Source organism: Erwinia oleae (genome assembly GCF_000770305.1).
GTDB lineage: Bacteria > Pseudomonadota > Gammaproteobacteria > Enterobacterales > Enterobacteriaceae > Erwinia > Erwinia oleae.
Window position 1 is genome coordinate 1 of record NZ_JNVB01000044.1, and the last position, 22,912, is coordinate 22,912.

General features: G+C 53.6%; 23 protein-coding genes, 1 tRNA gene and 1 pseudogene. 10 read left to right on the plus strand and 15 right to left on the minus strand.

The window, feature by feature from the left end:
• Positions 1-157: transposase (locus GS12_RS14575; protein ID WP_034948291.1), on the minus strand; the 157-nt coding region annotated here is incomplete at its 3' end.
• A gap of 61 nt (positions 158-218) precedes the next feature.
• Here GS12_RS14575 and GS12_RS24970 point away from each other — a divergent pair.
• A pseudogene (locus GS12_RS24970) lies at positions 219-338 on the plus strand (SAM-dependent DNA methyltransferase); the annotation flags it as partial.
• 94 nt (positions 339-432) lie between these two features.
• Here GS12_RS24970 and GS12_RS14580 read toward each other — a convergent pair.
• Positions 433-1,455 (minus strand): hypothetical protein, encoded by a 1,023-nt coding sequence (locus GS12_RS14580; RefSeq protein WP_034948292.1) that lies wholly within the window; start codon positions 1,453-1,455, stop codon positions 433-435.
• A gap of 140 nt (positions 1,456-1,595) precedes the next feature.
• On the opposite strand from GS12_RS14580, the gene GS12_RS14585 reads away from it, so the two are divergent.
• The 3 genes from GS12_RS14585 to GS12_RS14595 all read left to right on the plus strand — a co-directional run bounded on the left by GS12_RS14585 (position 1,596) and on the right by GS12_RS14595 (position 5,882).
• Positions 1,596-3,104, plus strand: coding sequence for a UvrD-helicase domain-containing protein (locus GS12_RS14585; RefSeq protein WP_034948293.1), 1,509 nt, complete (start codon positions 1,596-1,598; stop codon positions 3,102-3,104).
• Between the two features lie 66 nt (positions 3,105-3,170).
• On the plus strand, positions 3,171-4,790 hold the full coding sequence (locus GS12_RS14590; RefSeq protein WP_034948296.1) for a TraI domain-containing protein: 1,620 nt from the start codon (positions 3,171-3,173) through the stop codon (positions 4,788-4,790).
• Between the two features lie 60 nt (positions 4,791-4,850).
• Positions 4,851-5,882 (plus strand): tyrosine-type recombinase/integrase, encoded by a 1,032-nt coding sequence (locus GS12_RS14595; protein ID WP_034948298.1) that lies wholly within the window; start codon positions 4,851-4,853, stop codon positions 5,880-5,882.
• A gap of 195 nt (positions 5,883-6,077) precedes the next feature.
• Here the strand turns inward: GS12_RS14595 and GS12_RS14600 are convergent.
• The 5 genes from GS12_RS14600 to aspA form a co-directional block, all read right to left on the minus strand.
• Positions 6,078-6,153, minus strand: a tRNA-Phe gene (locus GS12_RS14600).
• A 148-nt stretch (positions 6,154-6,301) separates the two neighbouring features.
• The gene (locus GS12_RS14605; protein ID WP_034911644.1) at positions 6,302-6,880 is read right to left on the minus strand and encodes a transcriptional regulator; all 579 of its coding nucleotides are present in this window, start codon (positions 6,878-6,880) and stop codon (positions 6,302-6,304) included.
• 61 nt (positions 6,881-6,941) lie between these two features.
• Positions 6,942-8,633, minus strand: coding sequence for a protein-disulfide reductase DsbD (locus tag GS12_RS14610; protein ID WP_034948301.1), 1,692 nt, complete (start codon positions 8,631-8,633; stop codon positions 6,942-6,944).
• A gap of 45 nt (positions 8,634-8,678) precedes the next feature.
• On the minus strand, positions 8,679-9,980 hold the full coding sequence (locus tag GS12_RS14615; RefSeq protein WP_034948304.1) for an anaerobic C4-dicarboxylate transporter: 1,302 nt from the start codon (positions 9,978-9,980) through the stop codon (positions 8,679-8,681).
• Positions 9,981-10,086: 106 nt separating this feature from the next.
• Entirely contained in the window at positions 10,087-11,520 is a 1,434-nt protein-coding gene (gene aspA / locus GS12_RS14620) for an aspartate ammonia-lyase (protein ID WP_034948307.1), read from the minus strand.
• 196 nt (positions 11,521-11,716) lie between these two features.
• On the opposite strand from aspA, the gene GS12_RS14625 reads away from it, so the two are divergent.
• Complete coding sequence (locus tag GS12_RS14625) at positions 11,717-12,175, plus strand: FxsA family protein (RefSeq protein WP_034911652.1); 459 nt, start codon at positions 11,717-11,719, stop codon at positions 12,173-12,175.
• Here GS12_RS14625 and GS12_RS14630 read toward each other — a convergent pair.
• Positions 12,172-13,383 carry a CDP-glycerol glycerophosphotransferase family protein gene (locus GS12_RS14630; protein WP_052118477.1) on the minus strand — a complete coding sequence of 404 codons (1,212 nt, stop codon included), beginning with the start codon at positions 13,381-13,383 and terminating at the stop codon, positions 12,172-12,174. The genes GS12_RS14625 and GS12_RS14630 overlap by 4 nt on opposite strands.
• Positions 13,384-13,632: 249 nt before the next feature.
• Between GS12_RS14630 and GS12_RS14635 the strand changes: the two genes are divergently transcribed.
• From GS12_RS14635 to GS12_RS14645, 3 genes are all read left to right on the plus strand, one after another.
• Complete coding sequence (locus tag GS12_RS14635) at positions 13,633-13,926, plus strand: co-chaperone GroES (protein ID WP_034911660.1); 294 nt, start codon at positions 13,633-13,635, stop codon at positions 13,924-13,926.
• A gap of 44 nt (positions 13,927-13,970) precedes the next feature.
• Positions 13,971-15,617, plus strand: coding sequence for a chaperonin GroEL (gene groL, locus GS12_RS14640; RefSeq protein WP_034911663.1), 1,647 nt, complete (start codon positions 13,971-13,973; stop codon positions 15,615-15,617).
• Between the two features lie 179 nt (positions 15,618-15,796).
• Positions 15,797-16,147: a DUF4156 domain-containing protein gene (locus GS12_RS14645; RefSeq protein WP_034918756.1), complete on the plus strand. Its 351-nt coding sequence runs from the start codon at positions 15,797-15,799 to the stop codon at positions 16,145-16,147.
• A gap of 96 nt (positions 16,148-16,243) precedes the next feature.
• Here GS12_RS14645 and GS12_RS14650 read toward each other — a convergent pair whose 3' ends face one another.
• Complete coding sequence (locus GS12_RS14650) at positions 16,244-16,825, minus strand: nuclear transport factor 2 family protein (RefSeq protein WP_034948311.1); 582 nt, start codon at positions 16,823-16,825, stop codon at positions 16,244-16,246.
• A gap of 218 nt (positions 16,826-17,043) precedes the next feature.
• Positions 17,044-18,072: an EF-P beta-lysylation protein EpmB gene (gene epmB / locus GS12_RS14655; protein WP_034948314.1), complete on the minus strand. Its 1,029-nt coding sequence runs from the start codon at positions 18,070-18,072 to the stop codon at positions 17,044-17,046.
• Between the two features lie 41 nt (positions 18,073-18,113).
• Here epmB and efp point away from each other — a divergent pair, with 41 nt between their 5' ends.
• Together efp and GS12_RS14665 are read left to right on the plus strand one after the other, a co-directional pair.
• A complete protein-coding gene (gene efp / locus GS12_RS14660) occupies positions 18,114-18,680 on the plus strand; it encodes an elongation factor P (RefSeq protein WP_034911669.1) in 567 nt (188 codons plus the stop codon).
• Between the two features lie 152 nt (positions 18,681-18,832).
• Positions 18,833-18,967, plus strand: coding sequence for an entericidin A/B family lipoprotein (locus GS12_RS14665; RefSeq protein WP_034911673.1), 135 nt, complete (start codon positions 18,833-18,835; stop codon positions 18,965-18,967).
• Positions 18,968-18,999: 32 nt separating this feature from the next.
• Here GS12_RS14665 and blc read toward each other — a convergent pair whose 3' ends face one another.
• The 5 genes from blc to frdA all read right to left on the minus strand — a co-directional run bounded on the left by blc (position 19,000) and on the right by frdA (position 22,881).
• A complete protein-coding gene (gene blc, locus GS12_RS14670; protein ID WP_034948317.1) occupies positions 19,000-19,524 on the minus strand; it encodes an outer membrane lipoprotein Blc in 525 nt (174 codons plus the stop codon).
• Positions 19,525-19,600: 76 nt separating this feature from the next.
• The gene (frdD, locus tag GS12_RS14675) at positions 19,601-19,957 is read right to left on the minus strand and encodes a fumarate reductase subunit FrdD (protein ID WP_034948352.1); all 357 of its coding nucleotides are present in this window, start codon (positions 19,955-19,957) and stop codon (positions 19,601-19,603) included.
• A gap of 8 nt (positions 19,958-19,965) precedes the next feature.
• Positions 19,966-20,361: a fumarate reductase subunit FrdC gene (frdC, locus tag GS12_RS14680; RefSeq protein ID WP_034948319.1), complete on the minus strand. Its 396-nt coding sequence runs from the start codon at positions 20,359-20,361 to the stop codon at positions 19,966-19,968.
• A complete protein-coding gene (locus GS12_RS14685; protein WP_034948322.1) occupies positions 20,345-21,106 on the minus strand; it encodes a succinate dehydrogenase/fumarate reductase iron-sulfur subunit in 762 nt (253 codons plus the stop codon). The genes frdC and GS12_RS14685 overlap by 17 nt, the downstream gene beginning before the upstream one ends.
• Entirely contained in the window at positions 21,103-22,881 is a 1,779-nt protein-coding gene (gene frdA / locus GS12_RS14690) for a fumarate reductase (quinol) flavoprotein subunit (RefSeq protein WP_034948325.1), read from the minus strand. The genes GS12_RS14685 and frdA overlap by 4 nt, the downstream gene beginning before the upstream one ends.
• Positions 22,882-22,912 lie beyond the last annotated feature (31 nt).

A 22,912-nucleotide genomic window follows, 5' to 3' on the forward strand; every position in this document is an offset into this window, starting at 1 on the left:
TCATGGAAGCATCCATCCCGCCAAAGCGTGAACGCCACTTATAGAAACTGGCGTTGCTCATGCCATGCTCGCGGCACAGTTCGGCCACCGGCGTTCCTGCCTCGGCTTGCTTCAGGATGGACATGATCTGGCTGTCAGTGAAACGTGATTTTTTCATAGAGATCTCCCCGGTTCAGGTTACGAGAAAATTCTACTTATGAACACACCGGTTTTTCGGGGGGATTACCGTGGTAGGCAACACCCTGGCAGATGAACGACGAAGGGTACTTCATACGCCGGGGCATTACCTGGGGAACTGGATCATGCGACTTGAACCGTACACTGGCAATACTGCCTGAATTTTTTATCTCATCTGACCGGCCTTGAGGCCGGTCTTTTATATACATAAAGACTTTAGTGCGCGTTGAAAATTGCTTACTCTTCAGGTCCATACTAATCAGATTGATTTTCGTGATCGAAGATCATTTCAACATTTTCTCCTTTTCTTATACCGAGGCTGAGATTTGTCGGCAGTTTCTCCAAGGCAATGAGAGTAGCCTGGTCAACGATAATAGATCTGTCAGCTAACAGCGCATACGATGGATACCATTTATTATATTTTGTATCCCATTCATAGATTAACTTCGATGGCGGTTTTCCCCGTTCTCTAAATTTACTGATTAACTGGGCTGCTTGTACCCCTGCTTCGGATAAAGCATCGTGAGCCATGTAATGTTGAAGAGTATCTTTTCCGCGAATCAAAAAAGACACCTGGCATCCGTCCTGAAAAGAGGCGATATCAATGATGGGATTTTTCCTTTCAGATAGGCGGCCAAGGAAATTATGAACCCATTGATGCAGTGCATTATAGGTACGCTTACCTGCTTCAGTAGCCACAGTGGTAACAAAGGGGTTCCAGACTATAGCTAAATAGCTAAGCCCAATATGTATTAACTCATAAGTATTTTCTGCAGCATTGTGTGAAAGCTCAACATGCTTGATATGTAGTGGGGCTTCTGATGAAACACTTGCAATCCATGCTGAGTCAACTTCCCTGGGATCAAGCGCAAGTTCTATCCAGGCATTCTCTGGCAAACATGGTAACGAATCAGGAGAAGAAAAAGTAGCAGGTAATCCTAAATCAAACTCTGAGAACTTTTTGACATTCCCCTCAGCATATAAACCTATGATAGCGGCGACGAATATGGTCCCGCTGTCGTTTTGGAAAACTGCGCTTTTCAGTACTTGCCCTTTAGGTTTACCGGGATCATGGTCATGTAACACAATATACGGTTCATTATTTATTCGTAGAGATAACTCGTTCGGGTCGAGGGGAACAATTAAACTCCCACTAGGATCATTTGCATTTGTCCAGATAACGGCGGGGACTATGCTTCCATAAACTTCGCAAGAACAGTCTGATATGGCAGATTTAACCCAACTTGCTGCAGCAGGCATTTCCAAAAGATTAGGCATTGCATCACCTTTGACGAGAAAAGTTTTTATATAGCCACTTTTGATTGTAGTAATTTTCAGTTCCGAGAAATGAGTTTTGTATCGCCTATCTGAAGGCTTATGGCCAGATTAACTGATATGTTTCCACCGGAGCAATTGGTATGGCTTACATTTTCACAGCAGAACAGAAATCGATAATTGAATGGCAAGGAGCTAGTTTAGTGGTGAATGCATTTGCTGGCACAGGAAAGACCTCTACCCTAGTGCATTTTGCCAAGGCAAACCCGGAAAGTAAGATGCTTTACCTCGCCTATAATCGCGCTGTGCGGGATGAGGCTGAACGCAAATTCCCCTATAACGTAGAGTGTAAAACGTCGCATCAGCTTGCATGGGCCCGTTTTGGCAAGCATTTCCGTGACCGGCTGACAGCCAGTCTGCGCATTACTGATGTGGCCAGAAAACTTAACACCCGCCACTGGCCGCTGGCCAGACTGGCGCTCAGCGGGCTGAACATGTTCCTCTGCAGCGCAGACCCCGAGCCAGGGCTGATACATCTGCCTGCTGAGGATGATCGCCACGGTCTTGATGCAGGTAAAATTCTGGGGGCAATCCAGATCCTCTGGTATGAAATGAGCCGTACTGATTCAGTCTTTCCCGTCACGCACGACACCTACCTTAAACTGTTCCAGCTTTCTCAGCCTGATCTGTCTAAACGCTGGGACACCATCCTTTTTGATGAGGCTCAGGACGCCAACCCGGTGACCAGTGCGTTTGTTCTGAATCAGCCCTGCCGGGTTATCCTGGTCGGCGACCGTTACCAGCAGATTTACCGGTTTCGCGGGGCAGATAATGTACTCAGTGCCCCGCAGCTGGCGCAGGCAGACCGGTTGTGGCTGACAGCGAGTTTCCGGTTTGGTCCTGAGGTGGCGCGTGTGGCCAACATCCTGCTTGAACGTGCCGGAGAGGAAAAGCGCGTGACAGGTAACGGGGGCCAGGATGCTGTCGTCAGCAGCCTTCCGGCAGGGGCTGAGCACACTGCAGTACTGAGCCGGACGGTATCAGGCGTGATTGGCAGCGCCCTGACGGCGAGCCTTATGGAGAAAAAGGTCTTCTGGGTCGGGGGGATTGAAGGCTACAAAACAGAGGAGCTGGAAGACCTGTACTGGTTCTCCGCTGATATGCCTGAAAAGATGCAGTCCCCGCGCCTCAGCCGGGACTATCGGGATTTTGACGAGTACTGCTCGATAGCCAAAGCCACCCAGGACGTGGAGATGAACCAGGCTATTCGCCTGCTCGATGACTTTTTCCCGCTTCCGCAAAAACTGGCCATTATGCGCCGTCAGGTCGTCACTCATGAAAAAGACGCTCAGGTCACGGTTTCAACCGCACACCGCAGCAAAGGGCTGGAATGGCCGGTGGTAATGCTCAGTGAGGATTTTACTGACATTACCGATCCGCTCCTCTCGCAGGAAGAGCGACAGGATGAGACTAACCTGCTGTATGTGGCTGTCACCCGGGCAAGAGAGACGCTCGTGCTGAACGAGCTGGTGCGCTGGCTCAGTAAGGCCGGCGAGGACGATGATGAAAACATCAGCGAAGCCGGTGAGGGTGATGATGAGAACGATGCAGATATGCCCGGCGACACGGGAGAAACTTCCGGGACTGAATAACTGGTTTTTTATGGTGCGGAGCAGGCAGGGGCATAACACTGAGCAGCCCTGTACCAGGAGAACATTATGCTCAGCAGAATCCGGACCCTGAGGTCTCTGTTTTCAAAAGGTGAACCAGAAGCGGTACATCATATATCCACAATTACGCCTGTCGGCTACCACGCCCCGCGTGAGGCCGGCAGGCTGTGCGCCAGCCCGCTACGAGAAACCTGCCTGCAGCAATTGTGGGAGAATTGTTCTCTGCCCGCAGACATCTATCAGCGACTCTATTTAGCGCCTCTTAATGGTTTGTTAGCCAGGGTACAGAATGTGCCGGCCGCACAACAGGGAAGGTGGTCGCAGTCAGACGGCTTCGGCGACCTTACGCTGCAGTTCACGACCTGTGCGGTCAGGCTGGCAAAAGGGTATATGTTTCCCCCCGGCGCGGCACCTGAAGAGCAGGCAGAGCAGAATGTGATGTGGAATGCGGTGATTTTCTGGTCGGCTCTTTTCTGGCACCTGCCTCTTCTTGCGACTCTGGAGGGGGAGTTGCTTGACGGTAAAAGCTGGCTTCCGGGAATGACCGTTCCGGACTCACCCTATCGTTTCCGGTTCCGGGAGGCTGAGACCGCATCAGCGTTTGCGGCGCTTGCCGCCGGGCAACTTTTGCCGGCAGAGGCGACGGGCTGGCTGGCAGAGAATCCCGGGGCACTGGGCAACCTTGCCGGCGCACTCTGGAATCAACATCCGGGCATGCCATTGATACGAAGCCTGATGAAGCAGGCCGCTGAAAAGGTGGAATCGCCTTCGCAGAAGATATCAGGGGCACATGAGACAGTCAGTACCCTCGCAGAGCAGGCCCTTTCCGTTCTACAAACGCCTTCTGATCAAAAGACTAAATTACAGCCTATATCGGAAGTACCCCCCAAAACTGCATCGCCCGAAATCTCAGATGCGCAGGTTACTCAGCTTGCATCTTCTATCACACCTGTTTCAATGGCTGATGGCTGCAATCCGGTCAGCAATGAGGAGGCAGGTGAGGTTACGGAATGTGATCCTGTCGATAAAGAGGAAGCTGATACAGAGATGTTGCTGAGTCTTTTCAGTGCAACCGAAATGACTGAATTGACCGGGGCCAATGCGGGTGAAGAAGAGTCCTCAGCCAGTACTAAAGCAGATGACGGGTCAGAGTTTTTATCTCTTGATGAACAGCCTCCCGAAACTGATAAGCATCAGATAAATCAGACAGTAGCGGAAGACTCTTTCCCTGAACAAGGTGTTGAGGATAACATCCCGTCACACAGCATTAACATTGACGTAAAAAAAACAGTGAAAAAAGATGAGGCTGGCACTGAATTCCTCAGGTGGCTTTCTGAAGGGCTTAAGAGCAAGCAAATCGATATTAATCAACCTGATTCCAGAGCGCATGCCGTCGCAGGATTCATTTTTCTCAGGGTGCCGGACATATTTTATCTTTACATCAGAGAAAGCGGGACAGAGCTGAGCAGGGATGCCATACAGCTGGAATTTGAGAAGCTGCATATTCACAGGGTGCGGAGGGGCGAACGTTTTAATAAGGCAAAACTGTACCACTCGCCTGGCAAAGAAGGCACTTTTAAACCTGTAAGTGGGTATCTCGTCAAGACTACACACCTTTTCAGAGGGGCATCTTCCCCTGAAGACAGCGGGCTTCTGTCTTTCCTTTAAAGGAGGGGCAGTCCATGAGGGCCCTTACGGGCAGCTTGATATAGAAAAAGGAAATGCTGTATGTCTGACAAAAACTATCATACGACATGGGAAGATTTGCTTGAGGAGTACTTCTTCGCCCGAAACCTGCGCGCAGCAACAGAATGGAGCTATGCGAAGGTTGTGAAGGGGTTCCGGAAATTCACGGGTGCAGACAAAACCCCATCAATGGTTACTCATCATGACGTATTAAGATGGCGGCGACATATACTCCGAGAAAAGCAACAATCTGCGCAGACCTGGAACAATAAAATCGCACATCTCAGGGCCCTCTATAACTATGCTATGGAGAGCGGGTTATTGCCGGAGGGCAAAAACCCTTTCAACAACTGCACAGTACAGAAGGAAACAAAGAAAAAGCGCACGTTAAACCGCTCTCAGCTAACCCGACTTTATCTGATAATGCAGCAGGCTGAAATTGAGTCCAACAGGAAAATTTTTGCACGTGGCGGGCGGAGTGCGTTTTACCCGGTCTGGTTCTGGATAACCGTCCTGGATACGCTCAGATATACGGGAATGAGGCAGAATCAACTTCTGCATATTCAGCTCAGGGACGTCAATCTGACGGAGGGCTATATAGACCTGCGCCTTGAAGGAAGTAAAACGCACAGAGAATGGCGTGTTCCCGTTGTCAGACAGCTGCGTTTGCGATTGCAGCTTCTCCTCACACGGGCAACAGAAGCTGGAGCCGGGCCAAAAGATAATCTTTTCGATGTCAGTTTTTATATCTCCGGGAGAAAGGCAAAGTTCGAAAGAAATGATGTGAGTGTGATGCACCAAAAGATCCGCTCATTCTTTCGCCGTCTGTCAAAGGAGTGCGGTTTTGCCGTTTCGCCGCACCGTTTCAGACATACTCTTGCTACGGAACTGATGAAAGCACCCGAAAGGAACCTTCAGCTGGTTAAAGATTTACTGGGTCATCGTAGTGTCAGCACAACAATGGAATACGTGGAACTCAAGATGGACATTGCGGGCAAAACACTGGAAGAAGAATTGTCGTTACACACAGATCTCTGTGTAGAAAGGGAATTACAACTATTGACACAAAACTGATTGACTGGGATTATTGCCAGTGATCGAGAAAAGGGAGCCTGCAGCAACAGGCTCCCTCACTTGAGGGACTGATTCAGAAACGTTAACCAGTGCAGATACGCCTACACCGGAGGACATTCCGTAATGACCGGCCCCTGTATTAACCGCCCGTTAAGGTTCTCATCTCTTAACCAGCGTGCTTTGATGCAAAATTAGTGGTGCCCGAACCCGGAATCGAACCAGGGACACGGGGATTTTCAATCCCCTGCTCTACCGACTGAGCTATCCGGGCAACGGGGCGCATTAAACCGTAAAGGCTCTCTTCCGTCAACGGCTTTGTTATAAAAATCACGTAAACCCTGACTGACTGCGCGCTTTTCAGACAGTCAGAGCGTGGGGTGACGGGGTTTACGCCCTTGTCGCCTGATTTGTTGTCAGCCTTATGTCAGCGCGCCGTTCTTACGGCATAATGCGAAGTTGAGCACATCCGCGGCAAGCAGGCGGGCGATTTCAACCTCATCGACCTTACGTTTAATCAGCAGGCGGCTCAGACAGCCTTCAAGGATCAGTTCCATCTGATGCGCCACCAGCGCCGGATTATCGGTACCCAGCTCGCTGAGCAGATCGTGCGTGTACTGCCATGAGGCGCGTTTCTGCTGATCGGCAAGCTGATGAATAGGGTGATCTGGCTGCGGATAAAAGCTACAGGCGGCGATAAACAGACAGCCAGGGTAGCGATTGTTATTGACTGCTTCTTCCAGCACCTGATAGCGCGCCAGCAGCTTTTGTTCGGCATTCATTCCTTCATCCAGCAGCAGCTGGCGCCGCCAGGTATCAATTTGCTGGCTGTGATAGCGCAGCGCGTCATAAAGCAGCGCCTCACGATCGGGCCAAAAGCGCTTTAGTTCCTGCTCATTACACTCCACTTCTTCCGCCATCATCGCGAAGGAAGTGGAGGAAGCCAGCCCGTTTTGCTCGAGTACGTTAAGTGCATGCTCGAGTACCTGTTCACGTTGCAAGTGACTCTCCTCTTGTATGCGTCGGCTCCGGCCGGGGCCGGAAAACTTTCCCAAGTGTCGTTTACCGCGCCAGTTTCTGCAAATGCTGATGAAACGCGTCGGCGTTCATATAGCCTGCCACCCGCGACCGGGGAATTTCATTCCCTTTCGCGTCGAAGAACAAAATTGTAGGCAGTCCTGGCACGTTCAGATGCCGCAAAAGATCGCGGTCGCGCTGATTGTTCGCCGTCACGTCAGCCTGAATCAGCTGTACGTTGCCCAGCGCGGCCTGAACCTGCTCATTGCTGAAGGTCTTCTTCTCAAACTCTTTGCAGGCCACGCACCAGTCGGCATAGAGATCGAGCATGGTGATACGCCCGTCGTTCTGCTGAAGCCTCTGCGCAAGGCTGTCGACGTCGGCGATGCGGGTAAAGTTCAGCGCGATCGGCGTGGGCGCGCGCGTATCCACCCCAAACGCCCAATCCTGTAGCGGACGCGCGGCAATCAGCGCAGCAACCAGCATAACGATCTGCCCCAGCCGCCGCCAGCCGTTGGTGGCGTTGAGGCTGAGAAAAGCCCAGATGAAGAAGGTGACGCCAAGCAGGCTCCACAGGCGTACTCCCCAGGCATCGCCCACCACACGCTCCAACAGAAAAACAGGCAGCGCGAGGATCACAAAACCAAACCCTTCTTTCACCGTCTGCATCCAGACGCCGCTCTTCGGGAGCAGGCGGTTACCGAACAGGGTGACCACGATCAGCGGCATCCCCATGCCGAGCGCGTAAAGATAGAGCGTGCCTGCGCCCGCCAGCAGGTTGCCGCTCTGCGCAATATAGAGCAGGATCGCGCTGAGCGGCGCGGTGGTGCAGGGCGAGCAGATTAGCCCTGCCAGCGCGCCCATCAAAAACACGCCCGGAAGTGATCCGCCGCGCTGATGGTTGCTCCACAGCGTCAGGCGCGTTTGCAGCGCCGACGGAAGCTGCAAGGTGAACAGGCCGAACATGGAGAGTGCCAGCAGCACAAACAGTATCGACAGTCCGATCAGCACGACCGGCGACTGAAGCGCGGCCTGAAACCGCAGGCCCGCCGCCGCAACAATCACGCCCATCAGCGTATAGGTCAGCGCCATGCCCTGCACGTAAACCATTGACAGCGCAAACAGACGCTTCAGCGAATAACGGCGGTTGCCGCCAAGTATGATGCCGGAAATCAGCGGATACATCGGCAGCACGCAGGGCGTAAAGGCAATGCCAAAACCAATCAGCAGCGCCCAGAGCGGCGAAAACGGCAGATCTTCGCTAACCGCAGGCGGCGGCGAATCAGGAACAGCTGCCGCGCTGACTTCGCTCACCGGAACGGTGCGCGTCTCCGGCGGATAGCAAAATCCCGCCGCCGCGCAGCCCTGATAGGTCACGACCACGGATGCGTTTTTGCCCGCCTGGCGCAGGATCAGTGGTAGCGTCAGATTTTCAGGATAGATCTCGGTTTTGCCATAAAACTCGTCTTCATGGGCCTTTCCGCGAGGAAGCTGCCACGCTGCCAGCGTTGCATTTTTCGATGAAACCACGATCTGTTGACGGTACAGGTAGTAGCCGGGTTTCACCTGCCAGTTCAGGGTCAGGCGGTTGCCCTGCTGCGAAAAATCAAAGGCAAAGGCCTGGTCGACCGTGCCGAAAGGGTTGCCGGATTGCTTGTTAAACAGTGACGCACCGGCATTAACGCTAATCAGCGCAATTAACAGTAAAAAAAGCGTCGTTGTAATGCGCTGAACCATAAGATTTAACCGCTCATTCCGTTGTTAATTCATTTAACCGATGTTCTACAGGAAAAGGTGCCCGAACAGGAAACCAAACGCAACCGACAGCGCGATAGCCAGCGTACCGGGAATGATAAAGGAGTGGTTAAAAACAAACTTACCAATGCGGGTCGACCCTGTATCGTCCATCTCCACTGCGGCCAGCAACGTTGGATAGGTCGGCAGAACAAACAGCGCCGACACGGCGGCAAAGGATGCCACGGCAGTAATGGGCGATACGCCCAGCAGCAGCGCGGCAGGCATCAGCGCCTTGGTGGTGGCCGCCTGAGAGTAAAGCAGCGTGGAGGCAAAGAACAGGATCACCGCCAGCATCCACGGGAAGTCCACCAGCAACTCGCCCGCGAACTGTTGGATCTCGCCGATATGCGCCTTCACAAAGGTATCGCCCAGCCAGGCAACGCCCATCACACAGACGCAGGCGCTCATGCCGGATTTGAAGGTGCTGGCCGAGAGAATTTTCGCCGTATCCACCTTACAGCTCAGGCAAATCAGCGTCGCGACGGTGAGCATGAAAATGACAATCGCTTCGTTGCGGGGCAGCACAGGATGAGCAATCAGTCCGACGGTATCGCTGATGGCGGTGGCGTACAGCACCACGGCGATGATACCGGCCAAAAACAGCAGAACAGCCCGCTTTGCGCCAGGCTGTTCGTTAAAAACGCTGGTGCCGCGCAGCACCACTTCACCGTTTGCCAGACGCGCCTGGTAAACGGCGTCGTCCTTCAGTTCTTTGCCGAGAAAATTGGTCACCAGCGCGGCGAAAAAAATGGCGAGCAGCGTGGAGGGAATCGACACCGCCAGCAGCGCCAGATAGCTGATGCCTTTTGGCTCAAGAATGCCAGCCAGAAAAACCACCGCCGCAGAAATAGGCGAGGCGGTAATCGCTATCTGTGATGCCACCACGGCGATAGAGAGCGGACGGGAAGGCCGTACGCCCTGTTCCTTTGCCACTTCGGCGATAACCGGCAGCGTGGAGAAGGCGGTGTGGCCGGTGCCCGCCAACAGCGTCATAAACCAGGTCACCAGCGGCGCGAGAAAGGTGATATAACGCGGATGCCTGCGCAGCAGCTTTTCGGCCAGGCCGACCAGATAGTCCATGCCGCCCGCCACCTGCATTGCCGCAATAGCGGCAATGACCGCCATAATAATTTCGATCACGTCAAAGGGGATGGCGCCGGGTTTAACGCCGAATCCAAGCGTGAGGATCAGCATGCCCGCGCCGCCGGCAAAACCAATACCGATGCCGCCAAGACGCGCGCCCAGATATATCGCCAGCAGGACGATAATGAGTTCAGGCACGATCATTGTTTACTCCTTAAAAGTTTGCTAACTAACCGTTAATAACTTGTTTTGTTCAATAAAAAAGGCACGCCGTTATGGGGTTGGCGTGCCTGATAAACCTCAAATCACGTTATTCATTTTCATCGGTATAACGCTTTGCTTTATAAACCGGATACATCAGATTTTGCGTCGAGAAAATGTCATCCAGTTCCGCTTCAGTCAGCAACCCGCGCTCCAGCACCACCTCGCGCACGCTTTTACCGGTTTCAGCGCAGATCTTGCCCACGATATCGCCATTGTGGTGGCCGATGTAAGGATTCAGGTAGGTGACGATGCCGATAGAGTTAAAGACGTAGGCTTCGCAAACCGCGCGGTTAGCGGTAATGCCGTTAACGCATTTTTCCAGCAGATTGGAGCAGGCGTTAGTGAGAATGTGCACTGATTCAAACATCGCCTGACCGATAACCGGCTCCATGACGTTAAGCTGGAGCTGGCCCGCCTCAGAGGCCATGGTGACGGTAACGTCGTTGCCAATCACTTTGAAACAGACCTGATTGACCACTTCCGGCACCACCGGATTGACCTTGGCAGGCATAATTGACGATCCCGCCTGTAACTCCGGCAGGTTAATTTCATTGAGTCCCGCGCGCGGGCCAGAGGAGAGCAGTCGGAGATCGTTACAGATTTTAGACAGCTTCACGGCCAGACGCTTCAGCGCGCTGTGTACCATCACGTAGGCGCCGCAGTCCGACGTTGCTTCAATGAGATCTTCTGCGGGCACGCAGGGCAGGTTGCTGACTTCCGCCAGCTTTTTCACCGCCAGATGCTGGTAGCCGTCAGGCGTGTTGAGCCGCGTGCCGATTGCCGTCGCGCCAAGGTTAACCTCCAGCAGCAGTTCAGCGGTGCGCAGGATGTTTTTAATCTCTTCATTCAACAACACGTTAAAGGCGTGAAACTCCTGCCCAAGCGTCATGGGCACGGCGTCCTGAAGCTGGGTGCGGCCCATTTTCAGGATCGTTTCAAACTCTATCGCCTTGCGCTCAAAACCTCCGCTGAGCTGGCCAATCGCGTCGAGCAGTTTCAAAATGGAGGCGTAAACCGCAATACGAAAACCGGTTGGATAGGCATCGTTGGTGGACTGGCACTTATTGACGTGATCGTTGGGATTTAAAAACTGATACTCGCCTTTTTGATGGCCCATCAGTTCCAGCCCGATGTTCGCCAGCACCTCATTGGTGTTCATATTGACCGAGGTGCCCGCGCCGCCCTGATAGACGTCAATCGGGAACTGATCCAGACACTTACCGTTATCCAACACCTCATCGCAGGCCTGAATAATGGCATTCGCCACCGGACGCGGAATGGTTTGCAACTCTTTATTAGCCATCGCCGCCGCTTTCTTGACCATGACCATGCCGCGTACAAATTCAGGGATATCGCTGATTTTATTGTTGCTGATGTAGAAATTTTCAATCGCACGCAGAGTATGAATGCCGTAGTAAGCATCCGCCGGAACTTCGCGCATGCCTAACAGATCTTCTTCGATACGAATGTTATTTGCCATGAGAACCAGAACCTTAATTGTGCTTGCTGTCGGAGAACCCACTACGCCGGACGTGAGGGAGGGCATAAACTTAATTGGCGGCATTTTATCTGTTTATGGTTGAAAAGGCACGGCAGAGTGCCCATCTCATCTGTGAGTTAATCCGATTTTATGCCATTGCGCGCGTTGCGCGATGGCTTTGACACAGGAGACCGCGGTGCGCTGGTTACCCTTTTTAGTTCTGTTTCTCGTCGCGTGGATTGAGATAACCCTTTTTATCCAGGTGGCGCACGTTCTCGGTGTGTTGATGACGATGCTGCTGGTGATTTTCAGTTCAGCTATCGGTATTTCGCTGGTGAAAAATCAGGGAATGAAAAATTTCATGCTGATGCAGCAAAAGCTTCAGGCGGGTGAAAGCCCTGCGGCCGAAATGATCAAAAGCGTTTCGCTGATTCTGGCGGGATTTTTACTGCTGGTGCCGGGCTTTTTCACCGACTTCATCGGCCTGCTGCTGCTGCTGCCGCCGGTACAAAAGCACCTGACGCTGAAGCTGATGCCGCACCTGCGCGTCTGGCGCGGCGCTGGCGCAGGCCCGGATAGCGGTTATACCGTGGACGGCGAGTTTGAACGGCGTGATACCGATCGCATCGATTATAAAGACGATGACAAGCCTTAAATTACCTGCCATTCATCGCGCCGGCCACAGCGTGATTCCATAATACTTTTGGTTACTGACGCCAGCCTTCTGCTGGCGTCAGTCGTTTCCGTTTCAAACAGTTGCCGTACAATATTGGCGCGCGCCGCCTGTTTGTCGTCGTGATAAAGCGCGTTTTCAATCACTTCGTGGATCGTGTCATGCGTGAAAAGATGGCGCCAGCTGCCGTCGCCAGGGAGCAGTGAATAGTCCGGCTCGAAAAGTTCATGACTGCCGGGCGGGATATCCTGCATCAACACGGGTTTTCCGGTCAGTAAAAAATCAAAGGCAATAGACGAGTAATCCGTTACCAGCAGATCGAAGCGTCGCAGGTGCGGATAGATATCGAGATTATCCGCAATAACATGAAAATGCGGCACTTTCATTCCGCTGAAATCGTTGATATTTGTCGAGTAAGCGTGGGACTTGAGAAAGACCTCAATATTATTTTTTGCCGCGTATTTCAGCAGCGGAATAAGAAAACGCGTTTCATAAAGCGCCGTGCCTTTGTTACGCTGCCAGGTCGGCGCCAGCAGCAGCGTCTTCTTCTGGCCTGAAAGCGCTTTTTCTGCCGTGGCGGCCAGCGACGCATTGATCAATTCATGCCCCTGAGCCGGGCGGATCAGCACCTCATTACGTGGATAGGCGGCACGAATGAGCTGACGGCAGGCGAAACAGTCGCGCCAGAAACTGTCAAAAACGCTGGCGGTGCTGAGGAAGTAGTCGGGCTGCGTGGCCCATCTGATCAGCGTCCAGGCGTCCGGGTCGCTCATGCTGATAAAGGGCACAAGCCGTAACATCAGTTGTTTTACTGACACGCCGTGCCAGAGCTGAATCTGCGCGGCGCCTTTCAGGCTGGCCTGCAAAAACTCATTTCGTCCCAAACTCTGGCTTGGGTTAACGCAAAAAATCGCTACCGCCGCCTGAAGAAACGTTTTAATGGTTTCTTCTACGTTTGCGTTCATGTCCAGGCAGGGCAGACCGGCGGCGGTCAGTTCCGCAATCACTTTTGGCGTATAGCTGCACCAGATAACCTCAATTTCCGGGCAGTGCCTGACCATGTAAAGGTAAAGATATTTACAGTTATCGGCGAAGCTTTCCCGGTCAAAAAACAGTACGCGTGGGCGCTTGCTCATGCGAAGCGAGATTTTTTCGAAATTTTCTTTGGTTGTTGCCAGTGCGTTGTTCATTGCCTGAATAGGGTGCGCCAGAGGGAAATGCGCTTTAAAAGCGACAGCAGAATGGAAAACTTAAACCGGCCAATTTTTTCTTGATAAAGCGGCTGAAAAAACAGCAGAGGCAGCATTCAGGAAAAAAATTTGCTCTGCGCACTTGAAACGTTGCCCGCGCGTCCCTATCTCCTTCGTCACGAGGCCGGTGCCATTTGCCCCGGCGTTCATCCCAAAAAACTGATTGGACTTCTCAAAGGAGAGCTATCAATGAAAATTCGTCCTCTGCACGACCGTGTGATCGTCAAGCGTAAAGAAGTGGAATCTAAATCAGCGGGCGGCATTGTGCTGACCGGCTCCGCAGCGGGTAAATCCACCCGTGGCGAAGTGCTGGCTGTCGGCAATGGCCGTATTCTGGAAAACGGTGACGTGAAAGCGCTGGACGTAAAACCAGGCGACGTGGTGATTTTCAATGAAGGCTACGGTGCCAAAACTGAGAAAATCGACAATGAAGAAGTGCTGATCATTTCTGAAAGCGACATTCTGGCAATTGTTGAAGCGTAATTTCGCGTACTCACTGAACGAAACGAATTTAAGGGAAATTTAAGATGGCAGCTAAAGACGTAAAATTCGGTAATGACGCACGCGTAAAAATGCTGCGTGGCGTGAATGTACTGGCAGATGCAGTAAAAGTTACCCTGGGCCCGAAAGGCCGTAATGTGGTTCTGGATAAATCTTTTGGTGCACCGACCATCACTAAAGATGGCGTTTCTGTCGCACGTGAAATCGAACTGGACGACAAGTTCGAGAACATGGGCGCGCAGATGGTAAAAGAAGTCGCCTCTAAAGCAAACGACGCTGCGGGCGACGGCACCACCACCGCCACCGTTCTGGCTCAGTCTATTATCACCGAAGGTTTGAAAGCCGTTGCTGCGGGTATGAACCCGATGGATCTGAAGCGCGGTATCGACCAGGCGGTTATCGCTGCGGTTGAAGAGCTGAAAAAACTGTCTGTACCTTGCGCTGACTCTAAAGCGATTGCGCAGGTTGGCACCATCTCCGCCAACTCCGACGAAACCGTTGGCCAGCTCATCGCTCAGGCGATGGAAAAAGTGGGCAAAGAAGGCGTTATCACCGTTGAAGAAGGCACAGGTCTTCAGGACGAGCTGGACGTGGTTGAAGGTATGCAGTTCGATCGTGGCTACCTCTCTCCTTACTTCATCAACAAACCAGAAACCGGTGCGGTTGAGCTCGAAAGCCCGTTCATCCTGCTGGCTGACAAAAAAATCTCCAACATCCGCGAAATGCTGCCGGTGCTGGAAGCCGTTGCGAAAGCGGGCAAACCGCTGCTGATTATCGCTGAAGATGTGGAAGGCGAAGCGCTGGCAACGCTGGTGGTCAACACCATGCGCGGTATCGTGAAAGTGGCTGCGGTGAAAGCGCCTGGCTTTGGCGATCGTCGTAAAGCAATGCTACAGGATATTGCCGTGCTGACCGGTGGTACCGTTATCTCTGAAGAGATCGGTATGGAGCTGGAAAAAGCGGCGCTGGAAGATCTTGGTCAGGCGAAACGCGTGGTGATCAACAAAGATACCACCACCATCATCGACGGCGTGGGCGAAGAGTCCGCTATCTCCGGCCGCGTGACTCAGATCCGTCAGCAGATCGAAGAAGCGACCTCTGACTACGATCGTGAAAAACTTCAGGAGCGCGTCGCGAAACTGGCAGGCGGCGTAGCCGTACTGAAAGTTGGCGCAGCAACCGAAGTTGAAATGAAAGAGAAGAAAGCACGCGTTGAAGATGCTCTGCATGCGACTCGCGCAGCGGTAGAAGAAGGCGTGGTTGCCGGTGGCGGCGTGGCGCTGGTTCGCGTGGCTTCCGTGCTGGGTAACCTGACCGGTCAGAACGAAGATCAGAACGTGGGGATCAAAGTTGCGCTGCGCGCGATGGAATCACCGCTGCGTCAGATCGTTGCTAACGCAGGCGAAGAGCCTTCTGTTGTGGCGAACAACGTGAAAGCGGGCGAAGGTAACTACGGTTACAACGCCCAGACCGAAGAGTACGGCAACATGATCGACTTCGGTATCCTGGACCCAACAAAAGTGACCCGTTCTGCATTGCAGTACGCTGCTTCCGTTGCCGGTCTGATGATCACCACCGAATGTATGGTAACCGATCTGCCTAAAGCCGATGCGCCTGACTTAGGTGCTGCTGGCGGTATGGGCGGCATGGGTGGAATGGGCGGCATGATGTAAGCCGGGCTTCCAGCCAAACGAAACCCTCTGTCTCTGACAGGGGGTTTTTCTTTTTGGGGGGAACAGGGTAAAGTCAGAGCGCAATAACCGATTTGAACGGCAGGGGCGCCGGGCGAAGCGTAACATGATGGATGCCCTCGCTCAGGAACGACTCTGTAAATAAAAAAATGGGGATTAACATGCGGATTAACGTTTTGCTGGTAGGTGCGGCGGCAGCGATGTTGCTGGCAGGTTGTAGCAGCTCTAAACAACTGTCGTCTTCAGGTGAGCGTGTGACCTTTACCGATCAACAGCCAGCAAAAGAGTGCCAGCTTCTCGGTAACGTCACCGGCTCGCAAAGTAACTGGTTAAGCGGTGCAGGCGGGGCGGAAAGCAGTTCGCTGCGCGGCGCGGCAAACGATCTGCGCAATCGCGCGGCGGAGATGGGCGGCAATGTGATTTACGGCGCAACCAGCCCGACGCAAAATATCTGGTCAGGGTTCGCTCCGCTGGACAGCAAGATGAGCGGTCAGGTTTATAAATGTCCTTAACGCGCTAGTGAGTCAACGTGTTTACCCGGGGAGGAGCGTGTCCTCCCAATTTCCGATTGGGCTTCGATCAGCGAACGCAATTTAACTGCCAGATAATTAACTGGATAACCATTTTTTCCCATCACGTTTCATGTTTTTCTCCAGCTCACTGCCGCGTGTGGCAAAAACACGTTGCATCGGGAAACCACTTTTTTCCAATACATAGGCAAGCGCTGCGTATTCACGCGGGTACTTCGTCACGATGCTCTGGTCTATTTCCACCAGGCCCAGCGGGAAAGTAAAGGTTCCCATATCGTAAATACTCTGGCGGTGAAACAGTTTCCATACGCCATCGCGCTTTTCAGCCATGTCGTAAAACCGATTATGGCTTTCACAGCCCACGTTAATTTTTACGTTTTCAGCTACAATCATTGCATTCGTTTCGAGAATTGCCTTAGTCCCGCTGGCATTAAACGTGACGGCTGGCGTCGCGATAAGATGTTTGGTTCGTACATCTGATGCACCCATACGCATTGAGCCATTGACGAAATCACTGCCCAGCCCTTCAAACCACGTGATTTCGATCGTGCCATCCGGGTGGAACATATCGCGTAGTTGATCCCATTCCCCGAGATCGCGATGCATCCAGCCGTTGATGAGATCGTTAAGTTGTTGGCGATCCTGAAGTTCATTTTGCATTTTCTGATCCCTGTTAGTTGACTGAATTCAGTTTGACCGCCGCAAGCGTTAAACTCAAACAAATAGATTTGGCATAGGGACGTCTTCGCCGTGATTGAAGAGGCATATTTTGGCAGAACTGCAATAGTGTTTACCCTGCATGAAAGGTGCAGATAAAAACGCTGGAAAGAGCATTATTTTTTCTCATCCGTATCGAGCCAACTGACGCCGGGTTACTTTTATGACTGCCGAAGCTGTAAATCCAGCGGCGTTTTGCTCGGTTCACCGCCGATTTCGCGCGCCAGTTTCGGCACCAGGTAACCGGAAATCTGCGTCAGCAGCGCCCGCATAATCATTCTGGCTTCTTCATCCGACACGGAGAAATGCGCGGCGCCCTGCACTTTATCCAGCACGTGCAGATAATAGGGCAGAATACCGGCGTCAAACAGTGCATTACTCAGCTCGGCCAGCGCTGCGGCGCTGTCATTCACGTTGCGCAGCAGTACGCTCTGATTAAGCAGGGTTACGCCTGCACGCTTGAGCTGTTGCATAGCGTCGCGCAGCGCATCGTCAATTTCCTGCGCATGGTTGATATGCGTAACCAGCAGCGTCTGAAGGCGCGTCTGCGCCAGGCGTCGGCAAAGCGCAGGCGTGATGCGGGCGGGGATCACCACCGGCAGCCGGCTGTGAATACGCAGACGCTTAATATGCGGGATCTGCTCCAGCTCGCCGATCAGCCAGTCCAGCTCGTGGTCTTTTGCCATCAGCGGATCGCCGCCGGAAAAAATAATCTCATCCAGTTCGGGCTGCTGTCGGATATACTCCAGGGCCTGCTGCCAGTTGCGCCTGTTACCCTGATTGTCGGCGTAGGGAAAATGGCGGCGGAAGCAGTAGCGACAGTTAACGGCGCAGCCGCCTTTAACCAGCAGCAGCGCACGATTGCGATATTTATGTAACAGGCCCGGCACCACGCTGCTCTGCTCGTCAAGCGGATCGGTACTGTAGCCGGGCGCACTGATAAATTCCTCGCTGGCGGTAATGACCTGAAGCAGCAGAGGATCGTGTGGATCGCCTTTGCGCATTCTTGCAGCAAAGGTGCGGGGCACGCGCAGCGCGAAAAGGCGACGTGCTTCACAACCCGCCACCAAAGCCGGATGAGAATCCAGCCCCAGATGCTGTAATAATTCATGGGGATCGGTGATTACATCTGCAAGTTGATGCAACCATTCTTCTCGCGAAGGGTTATTTAGGGTTACAATGTCTGCCATTTTTTTGGCTACGTACCAGTAATAAATTGTAGAGGGCCTTTATGGCGACTTATTCTAGCAACGATTTCCGTCCCGGTCTTAAAATCATGTTCGAAGGCGAGCCTTACGCTATCGAATCCAGCGAGTTTGTTAAGCCCGGCAAAGGCCAGGCTTTCGCCCGCGTAAAAATGCGTCGCCTGCTGACCGGCAGCCGCGTTGAAAAAACCTTCAAATCCACCGACTCCGCTGAAGGCGCAGACGTTGTTGATTTGACGCTGAATTACTCTTACAACGACGGCGATTTCTATTACTTCATGCATCCTGAGAATTTTGAACAATATCAGGTAGAAGCGAAAGCGGTTGAAGACATCGTTAAGTGGTTGCAGGACAACGCCGACTGTATCGTGACGCTGTGGAACGGCCGTGCCATCGCTGTTCAGCCGCCGAACTTTATTGAAGCTGAAATTACGGAAACCGATCCGGGCCTGAAAGGCGATACCGCAGGAACAGGCGGCAAACCGGCAACGCTTTCTACCGGTGCCGTGGTTAAAGTGCCGCTGTTCGTGCAGATTGGCGAAGTGGTACGCGTTGACACCCGTTCAGGTGAATATGTTTCACGCGTAAAATAATGTCAGGCCGCCACGGCGGCCTCTCTTTTCCTTCCTTCCTTTCTTCCTTTCGTCTTAAATATTCCTTTTTCTCAGTCCGATCTGAGGCGGCAGGTAAAATTACGGCTATGCTTAAAAAGCTGTACTTTACTTCTACTTAAAAGGAAATTCGCATGTTAAAGAAAAGTATTGTTTCTGTCCTTTCCGTACTGGTGCTTTCTTCTGTACTCACAGCGTGCAACACAACTCGCGGCGTGGGTGAAGATGTGTCCGCAGGCGGCCAGGCGATCCAGAGAAGCGCTCAGTAATTCGCGTGCCGGTGCTCAGGCACCGGCCCCGTTCAGTTCTGCTTAATCCACAGTAGCTTCGCGACATCAAACCCTGCCTGACGCGCTTTGAGCAACAGCTTTTCTTTCACCTCGTGACGCAGTTCCGGCGTCCGCGACAGGATCCATAAATAATCACGATTCGGGCCGCAAACCAGCGCATATTGATAGTCATCGTCCAGCGCAATCACGTTGTAACCCGCATAAAACGGGCCAAAAAACGACACTTTCAGCGCCGCCTGGTCAGGCGAACCTGTGAAATACGCCTTGCCGATACTCTCCTGCCAGCGCTGCTTCTTCTCGCTGAATCCCCGATTGACCACTTTCAGTCCGCCATCGTCGCGTTTGCTGTAGGTGGCGGTGACATGATTCAGGCCGCGTTCAAAACGGTGATCGAAGCGGGCAACCTCATACCAGGTGCCCAGATAGCGTTCGCTGTTAAAGCCGCCAATCGGCACCACGCCTTTTGGCGGCGAGGTGGCACAGGCAACGGAGAGCAGGGCGGCGGTGCCTGCGGTGATCATTTTCCACAAAGACATAGCTATTCCATTCAGTAATGCACAACCTGATGAGTATAGATGAGTTTGCGCAGGCGGCCCGCGGCCGCCCGATAAATCAGATCGTTACCACGCCGATGAGCGTGATGAGAGTAAGAATGGCGGCAAAACCATAGAACACCCATTTCCCGGCGGGGACATGGATTTTTATATCGTGCATGCAGTGATGAAGACGATGCACGCTGCACCAGATCGGCAGCACTATTGCCAGTAGCAAAAACAGTCGGCCAACGGGCGACTGCGCGAAAGCCAGGAACCGCTCATAGCTCAGCGCAGAGTCCGGCGCGCCGCCCAGCGGCAAAAGCAGGCCGATCAGCAGAACGATCACCGGAGAGACCAGCGCGGCCCACATGCCGCCAGCACCAAAAAGGCCCCAAAAAACAGGTTCGTCGGAACGCCGTGGTTGTACTTTCATTTCGCCTCCTAAGCCCACATTGCCCATGCCAATACCACCAGACTGATCAGCGTCATCGCTATCCACAGGCCGATAATAACCGGACGCGGCGACAGCTTCTTATTGCCGATCACAATCACGCTGGCTTTAGGGGCCAGCTCAAACCAGGTTTTACTGTGCAAAATCGCGGCGGCGAGTGCGATGACGTTCAACAACAACACGACGGGATGCTGTAGAAAATCGACGAAGCCGATCCACGCCGCCGGTCCGCGCTTAAGGGCAAACAGTCCGGCAATGAGCTCAAGACTAAACCACAGTGCGGGCAGCGCCGTGCCTTCGCGCAGCATATAAAAGCGGAAAAACCCTGATTTCTGCCACCAGTTGGCAGCCATCGGGCGATGATAAGCGTTACGCCTGGTGGTCATATTTCTCCTCCTCGCGAGGTTTCAGACGGGCGATCAGAAAATCTTTTGCGCTTTCCACTTTGCTTTGCTGGATTGCCGCAGCGGGATCGACATGCTTCGGACACACTTCAGAGCAGAAGCCGACAAAGGTGCAGGGCCAGACGCCGTTTTCCCCGTTGAGCTGCGGCATGCGCAGTTTTTTACCGCGATCGCGATTATCAAGGTTGTAGCGGTGCGCAAGCGTAATGGCCGCAGGCCCGATAAATTCGGGATTCAACCCAAACTGCGGACAGGCCGCGTAGCAAAGACCGCAGTTGATGCAGCCGGAGAACTGATGATATTTCACCATTTGCGCGGGCGTTTGCTTACCGGGGCCGTCCGCAGGATCGCGATCGTTGCCGATCACCCACGGCCTGATCGCCTCAAGGCTTTCAATAAAATGGCTCATATCCACAATCAGATCGCGCTCGATCGGAAAGTTAGCCAGCGCTTCCACGCGCGGGCCGTGTGGATAGTCACGCAGAAACGTTTTGCAGGCGAGCTTCGGTACGCCGTCGACCATCATGCCGCACGAGCCGCAGATTGCCATGCGGCAAGACCAGCGAAAGGAAAGGTCTTCCGCAAGGTTGTCTTTGATGTAGCCCAGCGCATCAAGCAGTGAAGTTTGTTCGTCCCAGGGCACCTCATAAAAAACGGTGTGGGGCGCGTTATCCACCTCCGGGTTGTAGCGCTGAATAGCAATTTTTATCTTCTTCAGATCGCTCATACCTTGCCTCCTTTTTGCTCGCCTTCCGCGCCATAAACGCGCCTGGCCGGTGGCAGTCGGGTAATTTTCACCTCATCCCAGGCGATGGTTGGCGCGCCTGACGGATTGAAAAAGGCCTGTGAATGTTTAAGGAAATTGACGTCGTCCCGGCTGGTACATCCCTCATCCAGACGCTGGTGCGCCCCGCGCGACTCTTTGCGTTCGAAGGCCGCATGCGCCATGCACTCGGCCACGTCCAGGCCGTGCGCCAGTTCAACGGCATAAAGCAATTGTGTGTTAAACACGCTGGAGGTGTCGCTGATGCGCACGCGTGAGAAGCGTGTTTTCAGTTCGGCGAGCTTGTCGATGGTTTTCTGCATCAGTTCCGGCGTGCGGTAGATGCCGCAGCCTTCTTCCATTGAGGTGCCCATTTCATCGCGCAGCACCGACCAGCTCTCATCGCCCTGCTGGTTTACCAGCCCCTTCAGGCGACGCTCGCAGTCGCTGGCCTGCGCGGTCATGGCCGCGCCTGCGCCTTTGTTACCTTCCAGCGCGCGCCGGGCGGCGTGCTCGCCCGCTGCACGGCCAAACACCACCAGCTCGGCCAGCGAATTTGAGCCCAGGCGATTCGCGCCGTGCAGACCCACCGACGAGCATTCGCCAACGGCAAACAGGCCGCGAATACGGGTTTCGCACTGCGCGTCGGTTTCGATGCCGCCCATGGTGTAGTGCGCAGTAGGGCGAACGGGGATCGGCGCGTGAATGGGATCGACGCCGACGTAGGCTTTGCTGAGTTCACAAATAAACGGCAGTCGTTCCAGCAGTTTCTTTTCGCCCAGATGGCGCAAATCAAGATGCACGACGTCGCCGCGCGGCGTGGCAATGGTTCGTCCGGCCCGCCACTCATGCCAGAAGGCCTGCGACAGCTTGTCGCGCGGCCCCAGCTCCATGTGTTTGTTTTCAGGGTGACCGAGCGGCGTTTCCGGCCCCATGCCGTAATCCTGAAGATAGCGATAGCCATCTTTGTTAACCATAATGCCGCCTTCGCCGCGACAGCCTTCAGTAATCAAAATCCCGGATCCGGGCAGACCGGTAGGATGGTACTGAACAAACTCCATATCGCGCAGCGGCACGCCGTGGCGCAGCGCCATGCCCATGCCGTCGCCGGTGACGATGCCGCCGTTGGTATTGTAACGGTAAACCCGGCCAGCGCCGCCGGTTGCCAGCACCACCGCGTTGGCCTGAATATGCACCAGCGTGCCTTCCATCATATTCATCGCCACCAGTCCGCGCGCCTGGCCGTCGTCTACCAGCAGGTCGAGAACAAAATGCTCATCGAACCGTTTGATTTGCGGATACTTCAGTGAGGTCTGGAACAGCGTATGCAGCATATGAAAGCCGGTTTTGTCTGCGGCAAACCAGGTTCGCTCGATTTTCATTCCGCCAAAGCGGCGCACGTTAACCGAGCCATCGTCGCGTCGGCTCCACGGGCAGCCCCAGATTTCAAGCTGCGCCATCTCGCGCGGACACTGTGCGACAAAATAGTCGACCACGTCCTGCTCGCACAGCCAGTCGCCACCGGAAACGGTGTCCTGAAAATGGAGATCGAAGCTGTCGTGCGCCTGCGTAACGGCGGCGGAACCGCCCTCGGCGGCAACGGTGTGGCTGCGCATGGGATACACTTTAGAAACCAGCGCGATAGAAAGGGTGGGGTGGGCTTCGGCGGCGGCGATGGCGGCGCGAAGACCGGCACCTCCGGCACCGACGATGACCAAATCGGCAGTAACGTGTTGCACGGCTATCTCCCTGTCTGCTTGTTGTAAAGGA

Coding starts and splice junctions, on each gene's coding strand:
- GS12_RS14635 (WP_034911660.1), top strand. CDS start 13,633: ATGAAAATTCGTCCTCTGCACGACCGTGTGATCGTCAAGCGTAAAGAA.
- efp (WP_034911669.1), top strand. CDS start 18,114: ATGGCGACTTATTCTAGCAACGATTTCCGTCCCGGTCTTAAAATCATG.
- aspA (WP_034948307.1), bottom strand. CDS start 11,520: ATGGCAAATAACATTCGTATCGAAGAAGATCTGTTAGGCATGCGCGAA.
- GS12_RS14595 (WP_034948298.1), top strand. CDS start 4,851: ATGTCTGACAAAAACTATCATACGACATGGGAAGATTTGCTTGAGGAG.
- frdD (WP_034948352.1), bottom strand. CDS start 19,957: ATGAAAGTACAACCACGGCGTTCCGACGAACCTGTTTTTTGGGGCCTT.
- GS12_RS14630 (WP_052118477.1), bottom strand. CDS start 13,383: ATGAACAACGCACTGGCAACAACCAAAGAAAATTTCGAAAAAATCTCG.
- GS12_RS14645 (WP_034918756.1), top strand. CDS start 15,797: ATGCGGATTAACGTTTTGCTGGTAGGTGCGGCGGCAGCGATGTTGCTG.
- GS12_RS14665 (WP_034911673.1), top strand. CDS start 18,833: ATGTTAAAGAAAAGTATTGTTTCTGTCCTTTCCGTACTGGTGCTTTCT.
- frdC (WP_034948319.1), bottom strand. CDS start 20,361: ATGACCACCAGGCGTAACGCTTATCATCGCCCGATGGCTGCCAACTGG.
- epmB (WP_034948314.1), bottom strand. CDS start 18,072: ATGGCAGACATTGTAACCCTAAATAACCCTTCGCGAGAAGAATGGTTG.
- GS12_RS14615 (WP_034948304.1), bottom strand. CDS start 9,980: ATGATCGTGCCTGAACTCATTATCGTCCTGCTGGCGATATATCTGGGC.
- GS12_RS14685 (WP_034948322.1), bottom strand. CDS start 21,106: ATGAGCGATCTGAAGAAGATAAAAATTGCTATTCAGCGCTACAACCCG.
- GS12_RS14590 (WP_034948296.1), top strand. CDS start 3,171: ATGCTCAGCAGAATCCGGACCCTGAGGTCTCTGTTTTCAAAAGGTGAA.
- blc (WP_034948317.1), bottom strand. CDS start 19,524: ATGTCTTTGTGGAAAATGATCACCGCAGGCACCGCCGCCCTGCTCTCC.
- GS12_RS14650 (WP_034948311.1), bottom strand. CDS start 16,825: ATGCAAAATGAACTTCAGGATCGCCAACAACTTAACGATCTCATCAAC.
- GS12_RS14610 (WP_034948301.1), bottom strand. CDS start 8,633: ATGGTTCAGCGCATTACAACGACGCTTTTTTTACTGTTAATTGCGCTG.
- GS12_RS14585 (WP_034948293.1), top strand. CDS start 1,596: ATGGCTTACATTTTCACAGCAGAACAGAAATCGATAATTGAATGGCAA.
- groL (WP_034911663.1), top strand. CDS start 13,971: ATGGCAGCTAAAGACGTAAAATTCGGTAATGACGCACGCGTAAAAATG.
- GS12_RS14580 (WP_034948292.1), bottom strand. CDS start 1,455: ATGCCTAATCTTTTGGAAATGCCTGCTGCAGCAAGTTGGGTTAAATCT.